Genomic DNA, 25,012 nt, shown 5'->3' with positions numbered 1-25,012 from the left:
GCTCGCGAGTTTACAGGTCAAGCGCCGGAAATAAATATCCCGCCTCTTTACACCTACCACTTAGCGGAACGTTTCAAGCGCCCTTGACAAGACTTCTCTTCATCGGCATGATTCGCGGCCTATTTTGTTTGCTATTTCCTAAAAAGTCTTTCGAGGAGCTCGACGGTGGCCAACACACCTTCCGCCAAAAAACGTGCAAAACAGGCTGAGAAGCGTCGCAGCCACAACGCCAGCCTGCGTTCCATGGTTCGTACCTACATCAAGAATGTAGTTAAGGCCATCGACGCAAAAGACGCTGAAAAAGCTCAAGCTGCATACGTTCTGGCCGTGCCAGTTATCGACCGCATGGCCGATAAAGGCATCATCCACAAGAACAAGGCTGCTCGCCATAAGAGCCGCCTGAATGGCCACGTCAAAGCACTGAAAACTGCTGCTTAATCGACGTAGTCATTAAAAAACCGACCTTAGGGTCGGTTTTTTATTGCCTGCGATTTGACGAATCCATCGCAAAAAAAATGTAGGAGTGAGCCTGCTCGCGATAGCTAAGTATCAGTCGACATCAATATTGACTGTTACACCTCTATCGCGAGCAGGCTCACTCCTACATTGGTTTTACGTTGTTATTGGTGGACCGGGGCCCATGGCAGGATCGGGATCGCCGTCACCGCATTCTGCGGACTACCTTCAATCAGGCGATCGCTGTAGACCAGATACACCAGAGTATTGCGCTTCTTGTCGAGGAAACGCACCACCTGCATGGTCTTGAACACCAGCGACGTGCGCTCCTTGAACACCTCATCGCCATCCTTCAACTCGCCCTTGAAGTTGATCGGACCCACCTGACGGCAAGCGATAGAGGCCTCAGCACGATCTTCGGCCAAACCCAAACCGCCCTTCACACCGCCAGTCTTGGCGCGCGACAGATAGCAGGTCACGCCCTCGACCTTCGGATCATCAAAGGCTTCGACCACGATCCGGTCATTCGGGCCAACAAATTTGAACACCGTCGACACCTGACCGATTTCTTCGGCCGAGGCCAGCAATGGCATCGCCATCAGCAGACCCAACAATCCTTTTGCTACACGCATCGAATTTATCCTTACACCAGAATCAGATTGTCACGATGAACCAGTTCCGGCTCAGCCATGTAACCCAGCAAGCCGACAATTGCATCCGACGACTGACCGATGATCTTTTGCGCCTCAAGCGCACTGTAGTTCGCCAGACCCCGAGCAATCTCGCGACCATCCGGCGCCACGCAAACCACCATTTCACCGCGACGGAAGCTGCCCCGCACCAGCTTCACACCTACCGGCAGCAGGCTTTTATTGCCTTGGGACAGCGCCGAAACCGCGCCATCATCCAGCACCAGCGTGCCGCGGGTTTGCAGATGACCGGCCAGCCACTGCTTGCGCGCCGCGAGCATGCCGCGCTCAGGCGACAGCAAAGTGCCGATGCGCTCGCCAGTCTTGAGACGATCCAGTACGCGCTCCAGACGCCCACCGACGATGATGGTGTGCGCACCGGAACGAGCCGCCAGACGCGCCGCACGCAACTTGGTCTGCATGCCACCACGACCGAGCGCCCCACCGGTTCCACCCGCCACCGCATCCAGCGCCGGATCATCGGCACGCGCCTCGTAAATCATCTGCGCATCAGGATTATTGCGCGGATCAGCGTCGAACATGCCGTCGCGATCCGTGAGGATCACCAGCAGATCGGCCTCGACCAGGTTGGCCACCAGCGCCGCCAGCGTGTCGTTGTCACCGAAACGGATTTCGTCAGTGACCACGGTGTCATTTTCATTGATCACCGGAATCACTTTCAACTCGACCAGCGCACGCAAGGTGCTGCGGGCGTTCAGGTAGCGCTTGCGGTCGGACAGGTCGTCATGGGTCAGGAGAATCTGCGCCGTGTGCCGGCCATGCTCGGCGAAGCTTGATTCCCAAGCCTGCACCAGACCCATCTGACCGATAGCAGCGGCCGCCTGGAGCTCATGCATCGCACTGGGTCGTGCGGTCCAGCCCAAGCGACTCATGCCGGCGGCCACTGCCCCGGAGGACACCAGCACCAACTCGACGCCAGCCTCATGCAAGGCCACCATCTGCTCAACCCAGACACCCATTGCCTTGCGATCAAGCCCTTTGCCGTCAGCCGTCAGCAACGCGCTGCCGATCTTCACGACCCAACGCTGCGCACCTGTCACCTTGCTCCGCATCATCTTCAACCTTAGCTTGAGGGCAGCGCGACCCAGCGCTGCCCGTGACGTTATTCTTGATTACCGATTTCCAGATACTAAAACGCCGCTCGATTGAGCGGCGTTTTAGTTTATCGCAACAGATCAGTCACGCACGTAAATGATTTCCGGACCATCTTCATCATCTACATCTTCTTCATCCCAATCATCGTCGCCGATGTCATGGACCGACTTCACGCCGCTGCGACGCAGGGCACGCTTGTCGTCCAGCGCCTGCAATTGCGCACGAGCTTCGTCTTCGATGCGCTGATCGAGATCGGCCAGCTCTTCCTTGTACGCAGGATCATTGGCCAGGCGATCGAGACGATCTTCCATGTAGCGCATGATGTCGTGGCACAGACGCTCGGTACCGAGCTTGGAAATAGCCGAGATCACGTAAACCGGACCGGTCCATTCCAGGCGATCAACGATTTCCTTGACGCGAGCATCGTGCTCTTCTTCAAGGATCTGGTCGCACTTGTTCAGCACCAGCCAGCGATCACGCTCAGCCAGGGACGGGCTGAACTTGATCAGCTCGTTGACGATCACTTCAGCGGCATCCGGAGCACTGGTGTCATCCAGCGGCGCCATGTCGACGAGATGCAGCAGCAGACGCGTACGCGACAAGTGCTTGAGGAAGCGAATACCCAGGCCGGCACCGTCGGAAGCGCCTTCGATCAAGCCCGGAATGTCGGCAATGACGAAGCTCTTCCAGCGATCGACGCTGACCACACCGAGGTTCGGCACCAGCGTGGTGAACGGGTAATCGGCAACTTTCGGCTTGGCAGCCGACACCGAACGGATAAAGGTACTTTTACCGGCGTTCGGCAAGCCCAGCAGACCAACGTCAGCCAGCACTTTCATTTCCAGTTTCAGGTCGCGCTGCTCACCCGGCTTGCCCGGAGTAGTCTGACGCGGCGCACGGTTGGTACTGGATTTGAAACGGGTGTTGCCCAGACCGTGCCAGCCGCCCTGTACAACCATCAACTTCTGACCAGCCTTGGTCAGGTCGCCGATGACTTCCTGGGTAGCGGAGTCGATCACGGTAGTGCCGACCGGAACCCGCAGGATCAGGTCTTCACCTTTCTTGCCGGTGCAGTCAGTGCTGCCACCGTTGGAGCCACGCTCGGCATCGAAGTGCCGGGTGTAACGGTAGTCGACCAGGGTGTTGAGGTTTTCGTCGGCCATCATGTAGATGGAACCGCCATCACCGCCATCACCACCGTTCGGGCCACCGTTCTCGATGAATTTTTCCCGACGGAAACTCATGGCGCCATTACCGCCATCACCAGCCTTTACGCGAATCGATACTTCATCAACAAACTTCATAACCAACGCCTCTCGCCATACGGACGAGCCGAAAAACAATCAAGACATAAGACTCTTGCAAAAATGAGCGCAGCGACCCCAAAACACGACCTGCATCGCACGCCGACAGCCCATACAAACAGTTTTGCAAGAGACTCACCCCACAAACGAAAAAGCCCCGTCGCGAGACAGGGCTTTTCCAGCGATTGCGCAATTAAGCTGCGACAACGCTCACGTAACGGCGGTTGAACGCGCCTTTTACTTCAAACTTGATCACGCCTTCGATTTTAGCGAAGAGGGTGTGATCTTTACCCATGCCAACACCGTAACCGGCGTGGAATTGGGTGCCGCGCTGACGCACGATGATGTTGCCCGGAATGATTTTCTGGCCGCCATACATCTTGACGCCAAGGCGTTTGGCTTCTGAGTCGCGACCGTTACGGGTACTACCACCAGCTTTTTTGTGTGCCATGAGTTCAATTCTCCTAGTGAGGAATTAGGCTGAAATTAAGCCTGAATACCGGTGATTTTGATCTCGGTGTACCACTGGCGGTGGCCCATACGCTTCATGTGGTGCTTACGACGACGGAACTTGATGATGCGGACTTTATCGTGACGACCTTGGGAGATCACTTCAGCCACAACAGTAGCGCCAGCAACAACTGGAGCGCCGATGTTCACTTCGTCGCCATTGGCAACCAACAGAACGCGATCAAAGGTAACGGATTCGCCGGTAGCGATTTCCAGTTTTTCGATCTTCAGGTATTCACCTGGGGCGACTTTGTACTGCTTGCCGCCAGTAACGATTACTGCATAAGACATGGTATTTCTCCGATAATCCTGCTCACCCAGCTCTTTATAAGAAGAGGTATTGGCTGGCATGGCTGCATGGGGCTGGAAGGCCCGCTTGCAATTGCGTAAGGCAGGTGCTGCCCAGGAAGTTCAGGGTGCGCGATTGTACGCAAGGCACGAGCGCCTTGCAATAGGCCGTCCATCGCGCCTTGACACCTGCCGACGTGGGTCCTAGCATGCCGCGCAACCCTTCTGGAGCAACTGTCTCTGATGCAACCCCAAGCTTTCTACCGCGCGGTGGCGGACGATTTTAACGCCGTCGACGGCATCATCAAGAAGCAGCTGACTTCCCGAGTACCGCTGGTCTCGAAAATCGGCGATTACATTACGTCGGCCGGCGGCAAACGCCTGCGTCCTTTATTAGTGCTGCTGTGTGGCAAGGCCCTGGGTCGCGAAGGCGATGACATGCGCCTGCTGGCCGCCACCATCGAATTCCTGCACACCGCGACTTTGCTGCATGACGACGTGGTCGACATGTCCGGCATGCGCCGTGGCCGTTCGACCGCCAACGCCATGTGGGGCAATGCTCCGAGCGTACTGGTCGGCGACTTCCTGTACTCGCGCTCGTTCGAAATGATGGTCGAACTGGGTTCGATGCCAGTCATGAAGATCCTGTCCCAGGCCACGCGCATCATCGCTGAAGGCGAAGTGTTGCAACTGTCCAAGGTTCGCGACGCCAGCACCACCGAAGAGACCTACATGGAAGTCATCCGCGGCAAGACCGCGATGCTCTTCGAGGCCTCGACCCACAGCGCCGCTGCACTGGCCGGAGCCAGCGCCGAGCAGAGCGAAGCCCTGCGCACCTTCGGCGATCACCTCGGCGTGGCGTTCCAGCTGGTCGACGACCTGCTGGACTACAAGGGCGACGCGGAAACCCTGGGCAAGAACGTCGGTGACGATCTGGCCGAAGGCAAGCCGACCCTGCCGCTGATCTACACCATGCGCGAAGGCACGCCGGAACAGGCTGCTCTGGTGCGTCAGGCGATTCAGAAAGGCGGGATCGAGGATCTGGAAAGCATCCGCATTGCCGTGGAAGCATCCGGTTCGCTGGAGTACACCGCGCAACTGGCTCGTGATTACGTGGCCCGTGCGATCAAGTGCCTCGACGCACTGCCAGCCAGCGAATATCGCGATGCGCTGGTTGAGCTGAGCGAGTTCGCGGTCGCCCGCACGCACTGATTCGGCCCTTTGTGGGAGCGAGCCTGCTCGCGAAAGCTATCTGCCAGTCGACATCAATGTTGACTGACCTGACGCCTTCGCGAGCAGGCTCGCTCCCACAGTTGTTTCTGCGCTATGCCCGCCTCCGTGTAAAACCCTATACAATGTGCGACTTTTAGCGATCCTCAAACCAAGGAGCCTTAGTGAGCACGTTGCCACCCTGCCCGAAATGCAATTCCGAATACGCTTATGAAGACGGTACCCAACTGGTGTGCCCGGAGTGCGCCCACGAGTGGTCCGCCGGCGGCGAAGCCGAAGTGGCGTCTGATGATGCCGTGAAGAAAGATTCGGTCGGTAACGTCCTGCAGGACGGCGACACCATCACCGTGATCAAGGACCTCAAGGTCAAAGGCACTTCGCTGGTGGTCAAGGTCGGCACCAAGGTCAAGAACATCCGCCTGTGCGATGGCGACCACGACATCGACTGCAAGATCGACGGCATCGGCCCGATGAAACTCAAGTCCGAGTTCGTCAGAAAAGTCTGAGCCTGCTGTCTTCCATCCCGCGCCAGACGCGGGATGGAGCTTCGCCCTCCCCCGCTTTGCCCCCCAGCCAGACCACGCAATAGCCAAACGCCAGCCGTTTTGACCTTACGCAATCTTTACCCGGAAAAAATCGCATTACGCCAATAGGCACTTGCTATTTGACGAATAAGAATTATTCTCATTGAAACCTTTCAAGGAGATGAGACCCATGACTTATTTGATCGACGCCTGGCTGGACCGCCCACATCCGTACCTCAGAATCCTCCATCGGGAAACCGGGGAAGTCTGTGCGGTGCTTGAAGAAGAAGCCTTGCATGAACTGCAGGATCAGGGTGATCTGGACGTCAGCAGCCTGAATTCCAGCGAGCCGCTGGTGCTCAAGGAGCTGGTGCGAAATCTGTTCCTGTTCTGCTATGCCCGGGCGTTGCGCCCGACCAGTGAATTGCAGCACAAGATAGAACTATGAGTAGCTCCGTAAAAACTGTAGGAGTGAGCTTGCTCGCGAAAGCGGTGGATCATTCAACATCGATGCTGACTGACACAAAGCCTTCGCGAGCAAGCTCGCTCCCACATTAGCCGGTCACATGGACAGGCCAGGTCTTACAGAACGTCGAGCAGCTCGACGTCGAACACCAGAACGCTGTGCGGCGGGATGCTGCCAACGCCTTGAGCGCCGTAAGCCAGTTCGCTCGGCACGTACAGACGCCATTTGCTGCCGGCATTCATCAGTTGCAGGGCTTCGGTCCAGCCAGCGATCACGCCGCCAACCGGGAATTCTGCAGGCTGGCCACGCTCGTAGGAGCTGTCGAACACAGTGCCGTCGATCAGTGTGCCGTGGTAGTGAGTGCGAACCTGGTCTTCACGGGTCGGCTTGGCGCCTTCACCCTGAGTCAGCACTTCGAATTGCAGACCGGAAGCCAGCGTGGTGATGCCGTCGCGCTTGGCGTTATCAGCCAGGAACGCCAGGCCTTCGCCAGCAGCGGCTTCAGCTTTGGCAGCCGCTTCGGCTTGCATGATCTCGCGGATCACTTTGAAGCTGGCGGACATTTCTTCCTGACCAACACGGCTTTCCTTACCGGCGAAAGCGTCGGTCAGACCAGCCAGGATGGCGTCCAGGTTAACGCCCGGTGGCGGGTTGTCGCGCAGTTGGTCGCCCAACTGACGGCCGATACCGTAGCTGACGCGGGTTTCGTCGGTGGACAGATTTACTTCGGACATGACACTGCTCCGCTGTGCGGACGGCCACAAGACTCGCCGTGCGAGCACAGCGCGTCCCGGCGCGCCCGGAACCAAAAGGGCGAGCAGACTAGCACAGATGCTCCAACGATGGCGCGCCGGGCCCTACAGGGCAGAACGCCAGGCAATCGGCAGTTTCAGACTTTCTTCAGCATCGCCGCGCAACCCGCACATTTCGTCATGCACAAGGTTGTGCACCAGGTTGAGTGGCAGTACCGGAAACAGATGCAGCACATCCCGTGCATGCTCCACCGAGCGCAAATGAAACATCCCGCCCTTGGCATCGTTCAGCGGAAACGCCGCCCCATGCATCCGCGCTTCCAGCAGGTAAATCCCGCCTTCCATGGAAATCAGGTTCAGCTCATCGACCTTGCCGGCGATGGCGTACGCATTCAGCTCTTGCAGGTTCATGAACGCACCTCATGCAGTGGTGACTCAAGACGCCTACAGGGATATGCCCGCGCGGGCCAAAGCACAAGCCAAAAATGACACCGCCCGTCTGTTTCGCAACAGACGGGCGGTGTTTACCAACCGTGATCAAAGATTGATCAGTGCTTGGTCAGCTTGTCCAGGTAACCCATGGCAAACGCCGAGATCACGAAGGTCATGTGGATGATCACGTACCACTTCAGGTGCTCGGGATCGACGTTCTTCGCGTCCATGAAGATCCGCAGCAGGTGGATCGAGGAAATCGCCACGATCGAGGCCGCCACTTTCATCTTCAGCGACGAAGAATCCATGGTGCCGAGCCAGTTGAGCTTCTCTTTGCTTTCGTCGATATCCAGTTGCGAGACGAAGTTCTCGTAGCCGGAAATCATCACCATCACCAGCAAGCCGCCCACCAGTGCCATGTCGATCAGCGACAGCAGCACGAGGATCAGATCCGACTCGGCCATCGAAAACACGTTGGGAATGACGTGGAAGACTTCCTGGAAAAATTTCAGTGCCAGCGCCAGCAGCCCAAGGGACAGCCCGAAATAGATCGGCGCCAGCAGCCAGCGCGAGGCGTACATTGCATTTTCGATAAAGCGTTCCATTGACTCTCACACTTGGGGGTTGTAATCGGCGCCGAGTATACCAGCCCGCCGTGACAGCCAGAAACCGCCCGAAAATCCGCGACCTGCGTGTGTACGCCAGTTTATTTCTGCTACTGTCCAAACCATTGACCGCCTAGCGACAGTGGACAGGACGACTGGAAATGGATGTGCGCTTACCGTTGACGACCGCCGGAATTTGCTTTGCCTTTCTGCTGGGCGGCTGCTCGCCCGCCGAGGAAAAACGCCCCGCCAGCCTCGAAGAAAAGACCGCGAAGTTCGAACAGTCTCTGGACGCCATCACCGACCCGAAACTCAAGGATGCCGTCACCGAACTCGGCGGCTCGCTGCTGTTGCTCGAACGTGCTCAGCTCAAGCTCGACGCCACTCCGTTGAAAATCGAATACGGCGAAGACGCCCTCGGCGTGCTCAAGCACTATCCAACACCGCAGGCACTGGTCGACACCTTCATCAACGGCCTGTTCGTGCTGCACAAGGACGCCAGCTCCGACTACCTCACGGACTTGCAGCCGGTCTTTCCTTTCAATCTCAATATTCCCGGCGGCTTCCTGTTTCCTCATGGCGTTGAATGGAAGTCGGTAACCCTGAGCAACAAACACGTCATACCTTATCAACCGGAATGGTCCGAAACCGACCCCGGCATTCAGCTCAGCCCGTCCAGCTCGAACGTCACCAATCCTGATGACCTGACCGTGACTTACCCGTTCATCGAAGGTCTGGACGTCGACAAGAAAGCCCAACCGCAACCGGTCAGCCTGCAAGGCAAGGTTGAAGTCATCGCCCCGCGCCGTTTGTACAGTTTCGATCTGACCGAAAAGGACGTTGGCCAGACCCGCACCAACGACAACCTCAGCGTCACCCTGATCAAGCTGACCAAGAACTACGCAGAAGTCGAAATCAGCAACAGCCTGCCACCGGCTCCGGAAGTCGCCGGCATCCCGCTTAATCCGTTGATCGTCCAGGCCCGCGACAACACCGGGCAATATCTGGTGCGCGCCGGTTCGATCAACGAGAGCCCGGCGCAGGTCGCGTTCTACCAAAAACAATTGGCCGGGCTGCAGCAACAGAAAGCCTGGAGCGCGGCACTGGAAAAGCAGCTGGAAGACGAGCAGCAAGCATTCGAGCAACAACACCCGCGCCGCTACAACAAGGTCTACTTCAACGGCCCGATCACCACGCTTGAAGTCAGCGTGCTGGATTTCTCATCGGCGACCGTGACCCGAAAAGTGCTGGACCTGCCGGTTCGCGACTTCCATGCGCACACCACGGAAAAAGCCGTGCAGCCGCTGGATCTGCCAGTGGTGGTGTATGACGATCTGGCATCGAGCTGGCTCAAGGGCGCGAGCCTCACCGAGGAGCAACTGAAGAGCGGCATCTCCATCCGCCAGTCCGTGGATGACCCGAGCGCGGCACGCATCGAGTTCGCTCATCGCCGAACCTTCAACGACGAATTGCTCGGCGATGACTTCAACCCCGGCGAGAGTCCGGTGACGTTCTTTACGGAAAAGCGCAGCGGCAAACTCGACGAGCCGATAGAACTGCCGGCCGAGGCGTATCAGGTCGATCCGCTGCAAGCGACGATCACCTACGATCTGAACCTGTTTCCGGAAACCCCGGCAATTGCCGTCGGCTCGATGCCGCTGTTTCTGGCGACGGTGGCCAAACAGGCCTTTGATGCCAGGTCATTGCCCAAAGGTCTGGAAATCAAAGGCAATACCTTGGTGGTGGATCTGAAACAGTTTCCAGCCAACGAGTGGCGCTTCTTCGTCAAGGACGACAGCGGCAACTACCTCAAACAGATTCTCTCGGTCAGCCACGACGCCAAGGCAGACGGCCCGGCGCTGTTCGGCGTGCATTACTTCTATGGCCATCCAACGAACGTGGAGACCTACCAACGCACCGACCTCGCCACCGTGCAATACGGCTTTGAGGTCAAACTCGACAAGGCGCAGACACAAGAACCGGCGCCCTGATCGCGTTCAATGATCGAAAGTGCCGATGCTGCGTCCGCGCCCACCGTTGATCTGGCGTAACTGCGCTTGCAGGTGCAGGCTCCAGATCTGCGGATCGTTGGCCACTTCATAGCCATGCATCGTCAAACTTTCAACGATGGTATCGAGGATCGACTCGGCGGCAATTGGCCCATGAAACGGACCTTGTGACTTGATGGCGGAAGGTTGTTCACCGGCCATGCCGGCAGCGAAGATCAGCGTCCACATGCCGGTATCACCGGCCAACGGCTTGATGGCGCATTCGATACGGGTCACAAGACCCAGGCATTGACGGGTAAGGCAGAGGTTGCGCGACATGGCGGCGACCCTCGGTAAAACCGGTGTTCAGCGCCCACCAGGACACTGGCTCGATCCAGCGATGCTGTCGATATCCTTGACCTGAGAATAGAAGAAAAGTGCGTTGCGCAAGCCAATCGAAACCAGAAGGCGCCGAATGGTCATTGTGTGAATGTTGGCGTCAGAGTGATGGCACTTTTCCCGACGATCATCACAAAATTCAATTTTGAAAAACACTGTGGGAGCCAGCCTGCTGGCGATTGCGGTGTGTCAGGCAACACATGTGTTGAATGGCACACCGCAATCGCCAGCAGGCTGGCTCCCACAATTGTTACTGCATGAAGGCTCAGGCAGGTTTGGCTTCCGCCAACGCCTCCTGCGCCAGTTCTTTCTCGGCTTCTTTCAGGTCTTCTTCGCTGATCATTTCCGCGATCACCCGCAGACGTTCAACCACCCGTGCATTGACGCTGCCTTCCGGGAACTGCCCCTCGGCATCCGGCTCACCGGCCGGCTCACCGACCAGCAGGCTCAACGCCTCGTCAGCCTGACGCACTGCGTACACATGGAATTGCCCGGCGCGCACTGCCGCCAGCACCTTCTCATCCAGCATCAACGTAGCAACGTTGGCCTGCGGAATGATCGCGCCCTGCTCGCCGGTCAGACCGCGAGCTTCGCAGAGACGGAAGAAGCCTTCGATCTTCTCGTTGACCCCGCCGACCGCCTGCACTTCGCCGAACTGGTTGATCGAACCGGTAATCGCGAAGCACTGCTTGAGCGGAGTTTTCGACAGCGCCGAAATCAGCGTGCAAGCCTCGCCCAGCGACGCACTGTCGCCATCGACGTAACCGTAGGATTGCTCCAGCGCGATACTCGCGGAAATCGCCAACGGGAATTCCTGCGCATAACGGCTGCCCAGATATCCGGTGAGGATCATCACGCCTTTGGAGTGAATCGGCTGACCAAGGTTGACCTCACGCTCGATGTCGACGATGCCGCTGCCACCCGGATACACCGTGGCGGAAATCCGCGCCGGCACACCGAAGGCCGAATCACCGACTTCCAGCACGGTCAGCCCGTTGCACTTGCCGACCGCCGCACCGTCGGTGTCGATCAGGATGATCCCGGCGAGCATGTCGTCGAGAATCCGCGCCGAGACACGCCCGGTACGGGTGGCTTTGGCCTTCAAGGCACGCTCGATATGCCCGGCATCGGTCTTGTCGTCGCCGGCCAGATGACGGATGAAATCCGCTTCGCTGACCAGTTGGAACAGATCGCCGATACGCGCCGACAAACGCCCCTGATGCTCGGCCAGGCGAGCACTATAAGTCGCCAGACGCGCCACCGCATCGGCGGTCAGCGGCGCCATGCCTTCTTCCGAAGTACGGGTCTTCAGGAGCTGGGCGAATTGCTCCAGGCTCTCGTCGACCATCGGGATGTCTTCGTCGAAGTCCACCAGAACACGGAACATCTCCTGGAAGTCCGGATCGAGGTCTTGCAGCGTGTAATACAGCGAACGCGCACCGATGATGATGACTTTGACCTGCAACGGAATGTGTTGTGGATTCAGGGTCACCGTGGCGAAACGGCCCATCTCGCCGAGCGGCGATTCCATCTTCAGTTTGCGCGATTGCAGGGCGCGTTTCAGCGCATCCCACACGAACGGCTCGCTGAGCATTTTTTCCGCTTCAAGAATCAGGAAGCCGCCGTTGGCGCGATGCAACGCACCCGGGCGCAACTGCCGATACGTGGTGTAGAGCGCGCCTTGATCGGTGGTGTACTCGATACGACCGAACAGGTTTTCGTAAGTCGGGTGCGGTTCGAACACCACCGGCGCACCGCCGCTGGACGGATGACCGACCACCAGGCTCGGGGCGTATTGCTCTTCCAGCAGTTTGCGCGCAACGGCGTCGGTCTTGCTGTCGTCGACCAGTTGCTCGACCACGGTTTTCAGCAAATACACCTGCATCGCTTGCAGATAACCGCAGACAGCGGCGTTCTCGGCGTATTTCTCCGAGAGCGGCGACAGCAACGGTTGCAGCGCCAGAGTGATGGTTTCTTCGTTGAGCGAACGCAGTTGGTTGTTCGACTCACGTTTCCATTGCGGCAGGCTGGCGAGTTCTTCGTTCAGACGCTCTTCGAGGCCGGAGATGTCCTCATGAAAACGTTCGCGATCGACTTCCGGCAATTGCGCGAATTCGGCTTCGTCCAAAGCCTTGCCATCAAGCATCGGCGTGAAGGCGATGTTGCTGCTGTCGCGGTACAGGGCGACGTCTTTTTCCAGGGCCAGACGCTCGATGATGTCGAGGGCCTTGTCATAGCGCTGGTTGAAGGCGCGGTCGATGGCGCTCTTCTTTTGCTGATAGGACGGGTGTTCGAAAACCGCAGGGAAAGTCGCCAGCAGGTTGTCGATCAGACCGTTGATATCACCGATGAACGAACCGGCCGTGCCCGATGGCAATTCCAGTGCGCGCGGCTCACGCGGCTCATCGAAATTATTGACGTAAACCCAGTCCGCCGGGGTTTGCAGGCGTTTGCCTTCGGCTTTCAGGTAGCGTTTGACGAACGAGAAGCGACCGGTGCCGGGCTCGCCCATGACGAATACGTTGTAACCGGGGCGCGGCATGGCCACGCCGAACTGCAAGGCTTCGACCGCACGTTCCTGGCCAAGCACACCGCGAAAGGGCTCCAGATCATTGGTGGTAGTGAAGCTGAACTGTTCAGCGGAAAACGGACGGGTCAGCGCTTCGGGCGCTAGACGCAAGCTGGCAGCAACAGGATCAGGCATCGGGCTTCCTTACATCAGGCGGGGCAGATAGCGGCATTCTGGCGCTGCCCGTGCCCCACTGGCAAGGCGCGCCACAAGACAAAGCATAGACAACCGCCTCGTCTGGCATCAGGTCCCGTCAAACCGGGGGGCTTAACGAATATTCAGCAAAAAATCACGGAACCACGGGAACGTGCCTAAACTCCAAACTGCGCGGCTGGAACTAATACCGGCCCACTGGCTTCGTTTGGGTCTGTTTCGTACAGAGCTTGGGGGGCCAGAACCCTGTCCATTGGTATGCACATAAAGAGAACAAAGCTATGAAACGGATTCTTCTCGGTACTCTCTTCACCGCTGTATCCATCAACGCAATGGCACAAGCTCCAGGCGGCCCTGATTGCGGTTGGGGCAACATGCTGTTCGAAGGTCAGCGTGGCACCCCGGCGCACTTCCTCGCTTCCACCACTAACGGCACCTCCGGTAACGCTACGTTTGGTATGACTTCCGGCACCAACGGTTGCTCGACCAACGCGTCGCTGACCTACGGCGGTAAATCCTGGTTTGCCATGAATGGCATGATGAACGAGCTGTCGGAAGACATGGCCAAGGGCAACGGCGAAGCGCTGACGACCTACGCCGTGGTACTGGGCGTGGCGCCGGAAGACCGTGCGCACTTCGCTGCCGTCACCCACGAGCACTTCCAGCAGATCTTCAGCAAGGCTGACGTGACTGCCGAAGACGTGCATACCAACACCCTGGCCGTACTGAAATCGGACCCTCGTCTGGCCAAGTACGCAACTCAGGCATAAGCTCGACCCCACCCGCTTCCTTCGGGAAGCGGGTTTTGTTTTTTCGACCCGCCCTGTTTCGGTAGTGTCAGATCAGCAGACATGGACTGTGGCGAGGGAGCTTGCTCCCGCTGGGTTGCGAAGCAGCCCCGCTCTTTGTCTCAGGAGTTGGGGAGTGCTGCGCACTCCAGCGGGAGCAAGCTCCCTCGCCACAGGTTCGATGTGACTGGCAGACATTTACTGTTTGGGTCTTTGTTTTTTTCCTGTTTAAGTTGCCGACTATGCTCAAACGCCTTGCCTGGCTGGCGCTCTGTGTCTGCGCCCCGCTGTCCGCCGCGCCTCACATCGATCCTCAACGTTTGCAGCAACTGGCCAACGACCGCTTCTGGATTTCCCTCGGTCATTACGAAACCGCCAAGCTTGGCGGCTGGCGCAGTTATGTCAGCGACAAGAAATTCTTTCTTGCCCCTGATGGCAATGAACATCCCGACCACGAACTCGCGGCCACCGTGCAAGCGTTGTATGCTCCGGCCAGCGCCGGTGAGCAGCACGCTCAGTGCGTCTATCCGGCACGCACCCGCTGGCTCAAGGATCAGTTGCACCTGACTGACCTGCCGTCCCCGGACTGCACCGAGTTCAAAAAGTGGTTCAAGGACGTCTCACCCGACAGTGCGGTGATGATCTTCCCCGCAGCCTATCTCAACAGCCCATCGTCGATGTTCGGCCACACCCTGCTGCGCATCGATCAGGCCGGCGTGCAGAGCGACAAGACCTCGCTGCTCAGCTACGCGATCAATTTCGGCGCCTATATCGAAGGCTCGGACAACAGCATTCTTTACGCCTGGAAAGGTTTGATGGGCGGCTACCCGGGGCTGTTCGCACTGGTGCCCTATCAGGAAAAACTCTCCGAATACCGCAGCCTGGAAAACCGCGATCTGTGGGAGTACCGGCTGAACCTGACGCAGGAAGAAACCGCACGCATGGTCGAACATGTGTGGGAGTTGAAGCAGATCCAGTTCGACTATTTTTTCTTCGACGAAAACTGCTCCTATCGCCTGCTCGAACTGCTGCAAGTGGCGCGCCCTAGCCTGCGCCTGACCGAGCAATTCCCGCTGACCGCGATCCCCACCGACACGGTCAAAGCGGTGAAAGAATCCGGTCTGGTCGAAAGCATTGAATACCGCCCATCCCGCGAGCGTGAACTGCTCAGCCGTGCCGAGCCGTTGAGCAGTGACGAACAGCAATGGGTGCTGAAAGTCAGTGCTGATCAGCAACAGTTGCAGGAGCCGACCTTCAAGGCCCTGCCGCGTGACCGTCAGGCCTTGATCATCGACGCTGCGTATCGTCTGGAGCGCTACCGCGCCAACGGTCAGGAGCGTGATCCGGCGCGAGCCCAGCGCAGTTTTGAACTGCTGCGGGCGATCAACAAGAACCCGGCACCGGAGCTGCAAATCCCGCAGCCGGGCCTGCCCGAGGACGGCCACGAATCGCGCACCTGGCAGGCAGGCATCGGCACCCGTGGCGACCGCGCATTTGGCGAGTACGGTTTGCGCATGGCGTATCACGATCTCAATGACAACGCCGAGAGTTTCCCGCTCGGTGCGCAGATCGAAATCCTGCAAATGAAACTGCGTCAGTACGAAGGCAATCACTGGCAATTCCAGCAACTGGATCTGGCGACCATCCGCTCGCTGACCCCGCGCAATGAGCTGTTGCAGCCGCTGTCGTGGCAAGTCACTGGTGGTCTGGAGCGAGTGCCGGGCAAGCACGACGATGAGACGCTGGTCAGCCACGTCAATGGCGGCGGCGGTGGTACCTGGCAGCTCGGCGAAGATGTGCTCGGGTTTGCCCTCGGCACTGTTCGCGTCGAGCACAACAATGACTTCGCCGGGTTCATTGCCCCCGCCGCCGGCTTCAACAGCGGTGTGCTGTGGAGGAATCCGTTGGGCAATCTGAGCGTAGAGGCCAAGGGCGACTACTTCACCAACGGCGAAGTGCGCCGCAGCCTGAGTCTGAATCAGCAGTGGGAATTGTCGCGCAACCTTGGTTTGCGCCTGACTGCGCAGCGCGAGTTCAGCCACATCGCCACGCCGGAAACCGAAGTGATGCTTGAGGTGAAGTGGTATCACTACTAACCAGACTCGCCACTAATCCATGTGGGAGCGGGCTTGCCCGCGAAGGCGGTGTGTCAGTCGAAATCAATATTGGCTGACAAACCGCTTTCGCGGGCAAGCCCGCTCCCACATGGGTTTTGTGCTGTTCAACGAATTGCTCACATGCCTTTTACACACGCCTCACGATTCCGCTTCTAGACTTTCCCTATCAGCCGAAAACCGGCTCGGGAGATTGAGATGTGGCGGTGTGCGGGAATGTTGGGGGTGTTGCTGTTGATCGCGGGTTGCCAATCCACCCACGAAGATTTGATCGCCAAGGGTTATCCACCGGCCTTCGCCGACGGTTTCGATGACGGATGCGTGAGTGGCCGACAAGCTGCCGGCTCGATCAGCGGCGAATTCCGCAAGAACGTGCCGCGCTATCTCAAGGACAAGCAATACGCCGAAGGCTGGACCGACGGTTTTCGCCAGTGCCAGGCGATGCTGGAAAACAAGGATCGCGAAGACTACCGCAACGAGCATTGGGACGAACGCGAACGCGCCTGGCAGCAACAGAAAGATCAGGACGCGGGACGGGCTTATCGCTCGCAATAAGTCGTTTACAGACATCCACTGCAACCAAATGCCTGCGACGATGGCCCAACCCTTTATAACGGGAGAAGTCCATGAGCCGCGCATTCGTCAACGAAGACAACGCCGCCGCACAGGCCGATCAGCCGGTCGAACGCCATGTCAGCGAACAGCCCAACTACGTCACGCCGCAAGGCCTGGCACAGTTGCAGGCAAAAGTTGCCGAACTGCAAAGCACTCACTCCGAGCAGTCGGCCAAGGGTGAGCAGGCCGACAAGCAGCGTCTGGCCGATCTCGAGCGGGATCTGCGCTACTTCAATCAGCGTTTGAGCAGCGCTCAGGTCGCCGTGGCCGCGACCTCCACCCAAAAAGTGCAGATCGGCAGTTGGGTCACTTACGCCGATGAACACAACACCGAACGCCGGGTGCAACTGGTCGGTGAGGATCAGGCCGATGCCGCCCATGGCCTGATCAACTGGGGCTCGCCACTGGGTCGGGCATTACTCGGCGCCAGCCTCAACGACGAAGTGCTGTGGCAGCGCCCTGCCGGCGATCAGGTGATTGAAGTGATTCGTATCGAACCGGCTTAAACCACACCCTGCGCAAGCATCGCATCCGCCACTTTGACGAAACCGGCGATGTTCGCGCCTTTGACGTAGTTGATCCGGCCGTTCTCTTCGCCGTAATGCACGCAAGCGTGGTGGATCGATTGCATGATGTTGTGCAACTTGCTGTCCACTTCCCCGGCAGTCCACAGCAGGCGCATGGCGTTCTGCGACATCTCCAGACCACTCACCGCTACGCCACCGGCATTCGATGCCTTGCCCGGCGCGAACAGAATCCCGGCCTCGATAAAGATATCCACAGCCTCCAGCGTGGTTGGCATGTTCGCGCCTTCGGCCACGCACACACAGCCATTGCGCAGCAAGGTGCGGGCCGATTCGGCGTCGAGTTCGTTCTGCGTGGCGCAGGGCAGCGCGATGTCGCACGGCAGCGACCACGGCAGTTGAGCAACGCGGAACTCCAGATCAAATGCAGTTGCCAGTTCGCTGATGCGCCCGCGTTTGACGTTTTTCAGTTCCAGCAGCGCCAGCCACTGTTCCTCGGTCAAACCAGCCTCGCAGTACAGCGTGCCTTCGGAGTCGGACAGGGAAATCACCTTGCCGCCCAAGTCCATGACCTTGCGCGCCGCGTACTGCGCAACGTTGCCGGAACCGGAGATCGCCACGCGCTTGCCTTCGACGGTTTCATTGCGACGCTTGAGCATTTCCTCAGCGAAATACACGCAACCGAAACCGGTGGCCTCCGGGCGAATCAGGCTGCCGCCGTAGGTCATGCCTTTGCCGGTCAGCACGCTGGTGAACTGGTTGCTCAAGCGCTTGTACTGGCCAAAGAGGAAGCCGATTTCTCGCGCACCCACACCGATATCGCCGGCCGGCACATCAACGTCGGCACCGATGTGGCGATACAACTCGCTCATGAATGCCTGGCAGAAACGCATGACCTCGGCGTCACTTTTGCCCTTGGGATCGAAGTCCGAACCACCCTTGCCGCCACCCATAGGCAGCGAAGTCAGGGAGTTCTTGAAGGTCTGTTCGAAGGCCAGAAACTTCAGCACGCCCATGTTCACCGACGGATGAAAACGCAGACCGCCCTTGTACGGGCCGATGGCGCTGTTCATCTGGATACGGAAACCGCGATTAACCTGCACCTTGCCCTGATCGTCGACCCACGACACTCGGAACACCACTGCTCGCTCCGGCTCGCAGATACGCTCCAGAATTCCGGACGTCAGATAGTGCGGATTGGCTTCAAGAAAGGGCCACAGACTGCGCAGCACTTCTTCGACGGCCTGGTGGAATTCGGGTTGATCCGGATCGCGTTTTTTGAGGCGAGCGAGGAAGAATTCGACGGATTCGATCATGTGGAAAGTCTCGGCAAATTTATTATCGTTGGAGGAGATTGAGCCGGACTGTAACAAACGAATTGCGCACAGGAACAGAGCAAAATGTCGCAGTTATGAAATTAAATGGTGCACAGGATATAAATCAGGCAGGTTTTTGGCCCTGTTTTGCACCCGAATGGTGAGGCCAGCTTCAAGTCATGCACCAACAGTTACACCGCTTTCGCGAGCAAGCTCGCCCCCACATTTGCAATGCGTTCCCCCTGTGGGAGCGAGCTTGCTCGCGAAGGGCGCGACTCTGTAAACCGGAAAAAACCCGGGCAAAAAAAACGGAGCCCGAAGGCTCCGCTCTTTCATGCAACCAACCCGATATCAGGCCAGTTTCTTGTGACGTACCCGGTGAGGCTGGGCCGCTGCTTCGCCGAGGCGTTTTTTGCGGTCAGCTTCGTACTCGGTGTAGTTACCTTCGAAGAACACCGCTTGTGAGTCATCTTCGTAAGCGAGGATGTGCGTCGCAACACGGTCAAGGAACCACCGATCGTGAGAGATCACAATCGCAGCGCCCGGGAAGTCCAGCAGGGCTTCTTCCAGGGAACGCAGGGTTTCAACGTCGAGGTCGTTGGACGGTTCGTCGAGCAGCAGGACGTTGCCGCCCTCTTTCAGGGTCAGCGCCAGGTGCAAACGACCGCGCTCACCACCGGACAGGTCCTTGACGAACTTCTGCTGATCGCCGCCCTTGAAGTTGAAGCGACCGACGTAGGTACGCGACGGGATCTCGTAGTTGCCGATGCGGATCTGGTCGGAACCGTCGGAGATTTGCTGGAACACAGTCTTGCTGCCATCCAGGTCATCACGGCTCTGATCGACGCAGGCCAGTTGCACGGTTTCGCCGACTTCGATGCTGCCCGAATCCGGTGTTTCCTTGCCCATCAGCATGCGGAACAGGGTCGATTTACCGGCACCGTTACCGCCGATCACGCCGACGATGGCGCCTTTTGGCATCGAGAACGACAGGTTGTCGATCAGCACGCGATCGCCGTAGCCCTTGGAGACGTTCTTGAATTCGATGACCTTGTCGCCCAGACGTGGACCGGCCGGGATGTAGATCTCGTTGGTCTCGCTGCGCTTCTGGAATTCCTGCGATTGCATTTCTTCGAAGCGTTGCAGACGAGCCTTGGATTTCGACTGGCGGGCCTTGGCGCCTTTGCGCACCCACTCCAGTTCTTCTTTCATGGCTTTTTCGTGAGCCGACTGCTGCTTGGATTCGGCAGCCAGACGATCGGACTTGGCTTCGAGCCAACCCGAATAGTTGCCCTCGTAAGGAATGCCCGCGCCGCGGTCGAGTTCCAGAATCCAGCCAGCTACGTTGTCGAGGAAGTAACGGTCGTGCGTGATCGCTACCACGGTGCCCGGGAAGTCGTGCAGGAAGTGCTCCAGCCACGCAACGGAATCGGCGTCCAGGTGGTTGGTCGGTTCGTCGAGCAGCAGCATGTCCGGAGCGGACAGCAGCAGGCGGCACAGGGCCACACGACGCTTTTCACCACCGGACAGGAATTCGACCTTGGCATCCCACGCCGGCAGACGCAGCGCATCGGCGGCGACTTCCAGCTGGCGATCCAGGTTGTGACCGTCGCTGGCTTGCAGGATGGCTTCAAGCTTGGCCTGCTCGGCAGCCAGTTTGTCGAAGTCGGCGTCTTCTTCAGCGTAAGCCGCGTAAACCTCGTCCAGACGCGTCTGAGCGTTCTTGATCACGCTCACCGCTTCCTCGACCACTTCACGCACGGTCTTGGTTGGGTCAAGTTGTGGCTCTTGCGGCAGATAACCGATGTTCAGCTCCGGCATCGGGCGCGCTTCGCCTTCAAACTCGGTGTCGACGCCAGCCATGATTTTCAGCAGCGTGGACTTACCCGAACCGTTGAGGCCGAGTACGCCGATCTTGGCGCCCGGGAAGAAGGACAGCGAAATGTTTTTGAGAATTTCCCGCTTCGGCGGAACAACTTTGCCCAGCCGATGCATGGTGAAGACGTATTGAGCCATGGAGAACCTTGGGTCAGTGACAGATGAATGAGTGGAGCGCAGGCGATGCCCGGCCAGACCATGCGCGTCGTTCACTTGAGGTTATCAATGCGTGCGCGCTGAAAAAGTCTGAGTCTAGGAGCTGGAACGCTCCCGCGTAACCGGCAAAGCTACCTGATTGACCAGTGGCAGTCCAGCCGAGAGGGGCTGGCACTTCGCCACAACACAAGGCATGCTAGCCGCCCTCCGGGCGTCCGGCTTATAGTGCACGTCGCGCCAGTCCAGCCAAACCGCAGGATTACAGCTTGTCCAAAGTCTCTCCGCCAGCGTCTGCAAGCACCACCCAAGCAGTGCCCGGCTCTCCCCTGCGCGGAACATTAAAAGGCGCACTGGCGACATTGGTGCTTTTGCTGCTGGCGCTGCTGTTCTGGCAACTGCTCGATCAACTGCGCGAAACCCAGAAAAACCAGCGCCAGTACACCATCGACTACACCGCCGACCTCGCCTCGCAGGTCAGCCTGAACATGGCGCTGAACGCGCAAATCGCCCTTAATCTGCTACCGATCGTCGAGCAGCCGCAATCAGCCGACGAACAGCAGGCGCTGTTGCGCAAGCTCCAGCAATCGCTGCCTGACCTGCGCAGTCTGGCACTGCTCAGCCCATCCGGGAAAATCCTCAGCGACAGCGCCGTCAACAGCCCAGACGCCGATTACCTCACCGAACTGGTACGCCGCAGCCACGCCCAGGCTCATTACTTCAGCAATGCCGACGACGGTTCGGTAGTGCATCTATTGCTGCATCAGGCCAGCGGCAGCACACGCGGTTACTGGGCCTTGCGCCTGACCCCGACATTTTTCGAATCGCTGACCAAGCAAGGTGAAACCGGCGCACGTCCGCTGTGGCTGGTGGAAAACCGCATCAACCATCAGATCATCAGCCGTGACGAAAGCCTGCCGTCGGCCAAGACCAGCATCCTCACCCCCGACGATCTGACCGACACCGTACTGACCGTGCCGTTGAGCAGCAGCGACTGGCAGCTACGCGGGCTGTTCGACCGCCAGCGCGTGCTCGAAGAATTGCTCCCGGCGTTCATCGGCAAATGCCTGCTCGGCCTGGCGTTCTCGCTGCTGCCGGTGATCGCCCTGCTGAACATGCGCCGCCGCCAGCGTCAGTTGCATGAAGGTCGCCGGCGTTATCAGGACATCTTCGAAGGCACTGGCGTTGCGCTGTGCGTGCTGGATCTGTCCGGACTCAAGCAGGAATTCGACAAGGCGCAGATTCAGACCAGCGATCAGCTCAAGGCCTGGCTCGACCAGCCGCAGCAACGCCAGCAACTGTTGCAGGAACTGCGCGTCACCGAGGTCAATCAGGTGGCGCTGCAACTGCTCAACGTCAATTCCTGCGACCACGCCTGGCAACTGCTGATTGACGGCCATCCGCATCAGCAATGCGCCATCGGCAATCAAGTGCTTGATGCCGTGCTCCAGCAGCAAAAACAGCTGGAACTGGAAATCAAACTGCCGGACATCAATGGCCGCGATCAGCATCTGTGGATGGTCTTGCGCCTGCCGCAGGAACAGCATGATTACAAAGCGGTGATCCTCAGCATCAACGACATCACCAGCCGCAAGCTGATCGAACTGTCGTTGCTGGAGCGCGAAGGCTTCTGGTCGGACGTGGTGCGTACCGTGCCGGATCATCTGTACGTGCAGGACGTGATCAGCCAGCGGATGATTTTCAGCAACCACCACCTCGGCCAGACACTGGGCTACAACCGCTCCGAGCTGCACCAGATGGGCGAGTATTTCTGGGAAATCCTCCTGCACCCGGAGGACGCCGACTATTACCATCGCTCGCGACAGCTGCAGCGTCATGCCGGTTATAGCCAGTTGCTGCAATGCCAGTTGCGCTTCCGTCATCGCGACGGCAAGTGGCGGCGTTTCGACATTCGCGAACAAGCCCTGGCCCGCGACAAGCACGATCAAGTCACGCGGATCATCGGCGTGGCCAAGGACATCACCGAGCAGATCGAAGCCAGCGAATCCCTGCGCGACAGCGAGCAGCGATACCGGATGCTCGCCGAAAGCATCAGCGACGTGATTTTCTCCACCGACAGCAAGCTCTCGCTGAACTACGTCAGCCCGTCGGTGCAAGCGGTGCTGGGTTACGACTCCGAGTGGATTTTCCAGAACGGTTGGCAATCGACCATCGCCAACCCGCAGCAACTGAGCGGCATCTACACCTTGATGGATCGGGTCAGCAAGGCACTCGACAAACCCGAGCAATTGGCGGTGCTGCGCAGTCAGGTGCAGACCCAGTTGTTCCTGTTCGACTGCCTGCGCGCCGATGGCCGCAAGATTCCTATAGAGCTGCGACTGGTGCTGGTCTGGGATGACGTCGGCGCATTCGAAGGTGTGCTGGGGGTTGGCCGTGACATCAGCCAGCAACGCCGCGCCGAGAAAGATCTGCGCATGGCCGCGACAGTATTCGAGCATTCGACTTCGGCGATTCTGATCACCGACCCGGCGGGCTACATCGTGCAGGCCAACGAAGCGTTCAGCCGGGTCAGCGGTTACGCAGTGACTGAAGTGCTCGATCAGTTGCCGAACATGCTCACCGTCGATGAGCAACAAGACGCGCACCTGCGTTACGTGCTCAAGCAACTGCATCAGCACAACACCTGGGAAGGCGAAGTCTGGCTCAAGCGGCGTAATGGCGAACACTACCCGGCGTGGGTCGGCATCACCGCAGTACTCGACGATGAAGGCGACCTCGCCAGTTACGTGTGCTTCTTCAGCGATATCAGCGAGCGCAAGGCCAGCGAGCAGCGGATTCATCGCCTCGCCTATTACGACGCCCTGACCCATCTGCCGAACCGCACGCTGTTCCAGGATCGCCTGCACACCGCGCTGCAATCGGCGGAACGGCAGAAGTCGTGGGTAGTGCTGATGTTCCTCGACCTCGACCGTTTCAAACCGATCAACGACTCCCTCGGCCACGCCGCCGGCGACCGCATGCTCAAGGAAATGGCCACGCGCCTGCTCGGCTGCGTCGGCGATGACGACACCGTGGCGCGGATGGGTGGCGACGAATTCACCTTGCTCCTGCAACACCGCTCCAGCCGCGAAATGGCGCTGAACCGGGCGATTCATGTCGCCGAGCAGATTCTTGCCAGTCTGGTGAAACCGTTTGTGCTGGAGGGCCGCGAGTTCTTCGTCACGGCGAGTATCGGTATCGCCCTGAGCCCGCAGGACGGCAACGAACTCAGCCAGTTGATGAAGAACGCCGACACCGCGATGTACCACGCCAAGGAGCGCGGCAAGAACAACTTCCAGTTCTATCAGGCCGACATGAACGCCAGTGCGCTGGAACGTCTGGAGCTGGAAAGCGACTTGCGCCACGCCCTGGAGCAGAACGAATTCGTCTTGTACTACCAGCCGCAATTCAGCGGCGACGGCAAACGCCTGACCGGTGCCGAAGCGCTGCTGCGCTGGCGTCATCCACGTCGCGGGCTGGTGCCGCCGGGGGACTTCATTCCGGTACTGGAAGAACTCGGACTGGTGGTCGACGTCGGCGACTGGGTGATCAGCGAAGCCTGCCGTCAGCTCAAGAGCTGGCATCAGAACCGCGTGCGTGTGCCGAAAGTCTCGGTGAACATTTCGGCGCGGCAGTTCTCCGACGGCCAACTCGGCACCCGGATCGCCACCATCCTGCGCGAAACCGGTTTGCCGCCTGCCTGTCTGGAGCTGGAGCTGACCGAAAGTATTCTGATGCGCGAAGTCAGCGAGGCGATGCTGATTCTCGCTGGCCTGAAAAACCTCGGCCTGAGTATCGCGGTCGACGACTTCGGCACCGGTTATTCATCGCTGAACTACCTCAAGCAATTCCCGATTGATGTGCTGAAGATCGACCGCACCTTCGTCGACGGTTTGCCGTCCGGCGAACAGGATGCGCAGATCGCCCGGGCGATTATTGCCATGGCTCACAGCCTGAATCTGGCGGTGATCGCCGAGGGCGTGGAAACCCATGAACAACTGGACTTCCTGCGCGAGCATGGTTGTGATGAGGTTCAGGGTTATCTGTTCGGGCGGCCGATGCCGGCGAGCCGGTTCGAGGCGCAGTTCAGCAATGATGCGCTGTTCATGTTCGACTGAAGATCTGCGGCGCTGCCATCGCCAG

22 protein-coding genes are annotated in these 25,012 nt (G+C 58.7%); 10 read left to right on the top strand and 12 right to left on the bottom strand.

Going from position 1 to position 25,012, the window contains the following annotated elements; translation table 11 throughout:
- Positions 1-165: 165 nt before the first annotated feature.
- Positions 166-438, top strand: coding sequence for a 30S ribosomal protein S20 (gene rpsT / locus ACTWLJ_RS11310; RefSeq protein WP_445180867.1), 273 nt, complete (start codon positions 166-168; stop codon positions 436-438).
- 182 nt (positions 439-620) lie between these two features.
- On the opposite strand, the gene ACTWLJ_RS11305 is transcribed toward rpsT, so the two are convergent.
- From ACTWLJ_RS11305 to rplU, 5 genes are all read right to left on the bottom strand, one after another.
- Positions 621-1,088 (bottom strand): CreA family protein, encoded by a 468-nt coding sequence (locus ACTWLJ_RS11305; protein WP_445180866.1) that lies wholly within the window; start codon positions 1,086-1,088, stop codon positions 621-623.
- An 11-nt stretch (positions 1,089-1,099) separates the two neighbouring features.
- A complete protein-coding gene (gene proB / locus ACTWLJ_RS11300; protein WP_445181345.1) occupies positions 1,100-2,218 on the bottom strand; it encodes a glutamate 5-kinase in 1,119 nt (372 codons plus the stop codon).
- A gap of 123 nt (positions 2,219-2,341) precedes the next feature.
- Positions 2,342-3,565 carry an Obg family GTPase CgtA gene (cgtA, locus tag ACTWLJ_RS11295; protein WP_445180865.1) on the bottom strand — a complete coding sequence of 408 codons (1,224 nt, stop codon included), beginning with the start codon at positions 3,563-3,565 and terminating at the stop codon, positions 2,342-2,344.
- 193 nt (positions 3,566-3,758) lie between these two features.
- A complete protein-coding gene (rpmA, locus tag ACTWLJ_RS11290) occupies positions 3,759-4,016 on the bottom strand; it encodes a 50S ribosomal protein L27 (protein WP_003176049.1) in 258 nt (85 codons plus the stop codon).
- 35 nt (positions 4,017-4,051) lie between these two features.
- A complete protein-coding gene (gene rplU, locus ACTWLJ_RS11285; protein WP_445180864.1) occupies positions 4,052-4,366 on the bottom strand; it encodes a 50S ribosomal protein L21 in 315 nt (104 codons plus the stop codon).
- A gap of 240 nt (positions 4,367-4,606) precedes the next feature.
- Here rplU and ACTWLJ_RS11280 point away from each other — a divergent pair, with 240 nt between their 5' ends.
- The 3 genes from ACTWLJ_RS11280 (at position 4,607) to ACTWLJ_RS11270 (ending at position 6,565) form a co-directional block, all read left to right on the top strand.
- Positions 4,607-5,575 carry a polyprenyl synthetase family protein gene (locus tag ACTWLJ_RS11280; protein WP_445180863.1) on the top strand — a complete coding sequence of 323 codons (969 nt, stop codon included), beginning with the start codon at positions 4,607-4,609 and terminating at the stop codon, positions 5,573-5,575.
- 182 nt (positions 5,576-5,757) lie between these two features.
- Entirely contained in the window at positions 5,758-6,099 is a 342-nt protein-coding gene (locus ACTWLJ_RS11275) for a zinc ribbon domain-containing protein YjdM (protein ID WP_445180862.1), read from the top strand.
- A 208-nt stretch (positions 6,100-6,307) separates the two neighbouring features.
- Positions 6,308-6,565 carry a PA4570 family protein gene (locus tag ACTWLJ_RS11270; RefSeq protein WP_007909813.1) on the top strand — a complete coding sequence of 86 codons (258 nt, stop codon included), beginning with the start codon at positions 6,308-6,310 and terminating at the stop codon, positions 6,563-6,565.
- 134 nt (positions 6,566-6,699) lie between these two features.
- Here the strand turns inward: ACTWLJ_RS11270 and ACTWLJ_RS11265 are convergent, their stop codons facing one another.
- From ACTWLJ_RS11265 to ACTWLJ_RS11255, 3 genes are all read right to left on the bottom strand, one after another.
- Positions 6,700-7,317 carry an FKBP-type peptidyl-prolyl cis-trans isomerase gene (locus ACTWLJ_RS11265; protein ID WP_401214461.1) on the bottom strand — a complete coding sequence of 206 codons (618 nt, stop codon included), beginning with the start codon at positions 7,315-7,317 and terminating at the stop codon, positions 6,700-6,702.
- 123 nt (positions 7,318-7,440) lie between these two features.
- Positions 7,441-7,746: a DUF6482 family protein gene (locus ACTWLJ_RS11260; RefSeq protein WP_445180861.1), complete on the bottom strand. Its 306-nt coding sequence runs from the start codon at positions 7,744-7,746 to the stop codon at positions 7,441-7,443.
- A gap of 137 nt (positions 7,747-7,883) precedes the next feature.
- On the bottom strand, positions 7,884-8,372 hold the full coding sequence (locus ACTWLJ_RS11255; protein ID WP_020296439.1) for a TIGR00645 family protein: 489 nt from the start codon (positions 8,370-8,372) through the stop codon (positions 7,884-7,886).
- A 161-nt stretch (positions 8,373-8,533) separates the two neighbouring features.
- On the opposite strand from ACTWLJ_RS11255, the gene ACTWLJ_RS11250 reads away from it, so the two are divergent.
- Positions 8,534-10,363, top strand: a complete 1,830-nt coding sequence (locus ACTWLJ_RS11250; protein WP_445180860.1) for a hypothetical protein — start codon at positions 8,534-8,536, stop codon at positions 10,361-10,363.
- Positions 10,364-10,369: 6 nt separating this feature from the next.
- Here ACTWLJ_RS11250 and ACTWLJ_RS11245 read toward each other — a convergent pair whose 3' ends face one another.
- Positions 10,370-10,699: a PA4575 family protein gene (locus tag ACTWLJ_RS11245; RefSeq protein ID WP_401214453.1), complete on the bottom strand. Its 330-nt coding sequence runs from the start codon at positions 10,697-10,699 to the stop codon at positions 10,370-10,372.
- A gap of 325 nt (positions 10,700-11,024) precedes the next feature.
- Positions 11,025-13,463: a Lon protease family protein gene (locus ACTWLJ_RS11240; RefSeq protein ID WP_445180859.1), complete on the bottom strand. Its 2,439-nt coding sequence runs from the start codon at positions 13,461-13,463 to the stop codon at positions 11,025-11,027.
- 299 nt (positions 13,464-13,762) lie between these two features.
- Between ACTWLJ_RS11240 and ACTWLJ_RS11235 the strand changes: the two genes are divergently transcribed.
- From ACTWLJ_RS11235 to ACTWLJ_RS11220, 4 genes are all read left to right on the top strand, one after another.
- Positions 13,763-14,251, top strand: coding sequence for a DUF3015 domain-containing protein (locus ACTWLJ_RS11235; RefSeq protein WP_007909797.1), 489 nt, complete (start codon positions 13,763-13,765; stop codon positions 14,249-14,251).
- A 260-nt stretch (positions 14,252-14,511) separates the two neighbouring features.
- Entirely contained in the window at positions 14,512-16,365 is a 1,854-nt protein-coding gene (locus tag ACTWLJ_RS11230; protein ID WP_445180858.1) for an Lnb N-terminal periplasmic domain-containing protein, read from the top strand.
- A 216-nt stretch (positions 16,366-16,581) separates the two neighbouring features.
- A complete protein-coding gene (locus ACTWLJ_RS11225) occupies positions 16,582-16,938 on the top strand; it encodes a hypothetical protein (RefSeq protein ID WP_445180857.1) in 357 nt (118 codons plus the stop codon).
- Between the two features lie 71 nt (positions 16,939-17,009).
- Positions 17,010-17,504: a GreA/GreB family elongation factor gene (locus ACTWLJ_RS11220; protein WP_445180856.1), complete on the top strand. Its 495-nt coding sequence runs from the start codon at positions 17,010-17,012 to the stop codon at positions 17,502-17,504.
- On the opposite strand, the gene gdhA is transcribed toward ACTWLJ_RS11220, so the two are convergent.
- Positions 17,501-18,838: an NADP-specific glutamate dehydrogenase gene (gene gdhA, locus ACTWLJ_RS11215; protein WP_445180855.1), complete on the bottom strand. Its 1,338-nt coding sequence runs from the start codon at positions 18,836-18,838 to the stop codon at positions 17,501-17,503. The genes ACTWLJ_RS11220 and gdhA overlap by 4 nt on opposite strands.
- 351 nt (positions 18,839-19,189) lie before the next feature.
- Complete coding sequence (ettA, locus tag ACTWLJ_RS11210) at positions 19,190-20,854, bottom strand: energy-dependent translational throttle protein EttA (protein ID WP_401214470.1); 1,665 nt, start codon at positions 20,852-20,854, stop codon at positions 19,190-19,192.
- 284 nt (positions 20,855-21,138) lie between these two features.
- Here ettA and ACTWLJ_RS11205 point away from each other — a divergent pair, with 284 nt between their 5' ends.
- Positions 21,139-24,987 (top strand): sensor domain-containing protein, encoded by a 3,849-nt coding sequence (locus ACTWLJ_RS11205; RefSeq protein ID WP_445180854.1) that lies wholly within the window; start codon positions 21,139-21,141, stop codon positions 24,985-24,987.
- Positions 24,988-25,012 lie beyond the last annotated feature (25 nt).

The organism is Pseudomonas sp. McL0111, assembly GCF_052567255.1.
This window is presented reverse-complemented; position numbering and strand designations above follow the sequence as displayed.

Coding starts and splice junctions, on each gene's coding strand:
- ACTWLJ_RS11230 (WP_445180858.1), top strand. CDS start 14,512: ATGCTCAAACGCCTTGCCTGGCTGGCGCTCTGTGTCTGCGCCCCGCTG.
- rpmA (WP_003176049.1), bottom strand. CDS start 4,016: ATGGCACACAAAAAAGCTGGTGGTAGTACCCGTAACGGTCGCGACTCA.
- ACTWLJ_RS11260 (WP_445180861.1), bottom strand. CDS start 7,746: ATGAACCTGCAAGAGCTGAATGCGTACGCCATCGCCGGCAAGGTCGAT.
- ACTWLJ_RS11235 (WP_007909797.1), top strand. CDS start 13,763: ATGAAACGGATTCTTCTCGGTACTCTCTTCACCGCTGTATCCATCAAC.
- ACTWLJ_RS11280 (WP_445180863.1), top strand. CDS start 4,607: ATGCAACCCCAAGCTTTCTACCGCGCGGTGGCGGACGATTTTAACGCC.
- gdhA (WP_445180855.1), bottom strand. CDS start 18,838: ATGATCGAATCCGTCGAATTCTTCCTCGCTCGCCTCAAAAAACGCGAT.
- ACTWLJ_RS11250 (WP_445180860.1), top strand. CDS start 8,534: ATGGATGTGCGCTTACCGTTGACGACCGCCGGAATTTGCTTTGCCTTT.
- ACTWLJ_RS11255 (WP_020296439.1), bottom strand. CDS start 8,372: ATGGAACGCTTTATCGAAAATGCAATGTACGCCTCGCGCTGGCTGCTG.
- ettA (WP_401214470.1), bottom strand. CDS start 20,854: ATGGCTCAATACGTCTTCACCATGCATCGGCTGGGCAAAGTTGTTCCG.
- ACTWLJ_RS11270 (WP_007909813.1), top strand. CDS start 6,308: ATGACTTATTTGATCGACGCCTGGCTGGACCGCCCACATCCGTACCTC.
- ACTWLJ_RS11265 (WP_401214461.1), bottom strand. CDS start 7,317: ATGTCCGAAGTAAATCTGTCCACCGACGAAACCCGCGTCAGCTACGGT.
- ACTWLJ_RS11225 (WP_445180857.1), top strand. CDS start 16,582: ATGTGGCGGTGTGCGGGAATGTTGGGGGTGTTGCTGTTGATCGCGGGT.
- cgtA (WP_445180865.1), bottom strand. CDS start 3,565: ATGAAGTTTGTTGATGAAGTATCGATTCGCGTAAAGGCTGGTGATGGC.
- ACTWLJ_RS11220 (WP_445180856.1), top strand. CDS start 17,010: ATGAGCCGCGCATTCGTCAACGAAGACAACGCCGCCGCACAGGCCGAT.
- rplU (WP_445180864.1), bottom strand. CDS start 4,366: ATGTCTTATGCAGTAATCGTTACTGGCGGCAAGCAGTACAAAGTCGCC.
- proB (WP_445181345.1), bottom strand. CDS start 2,218: ATGCGGAGCAAGGTGACAGGTGCGCAGCGTTGGGTCGTGAAGATCGGC.
- ACTWLJ_RS11245 (WP_401214453.1), bottom strand. CDS start 10,699: ATGTCGCGCAACCTCTGCCTTACCCGTCAATGCCTGGGTCTTGTGACC.
- ACTWLJ_RS11305 (WP_445180866.1), bottom strand. CDS start 1,088: ATGCGTGTAGCAAAAGGATTGTTGGGTCTGCTGATGGCGATGCCATTG.
- ACTWLJ_RS11240 (WP_445180859.1), bottom strand. CDS start 13,463: ATGCCTGATCCTGTTGCTGCCAGCTTGCGTCTAGCGCCCGAAGCGCTG.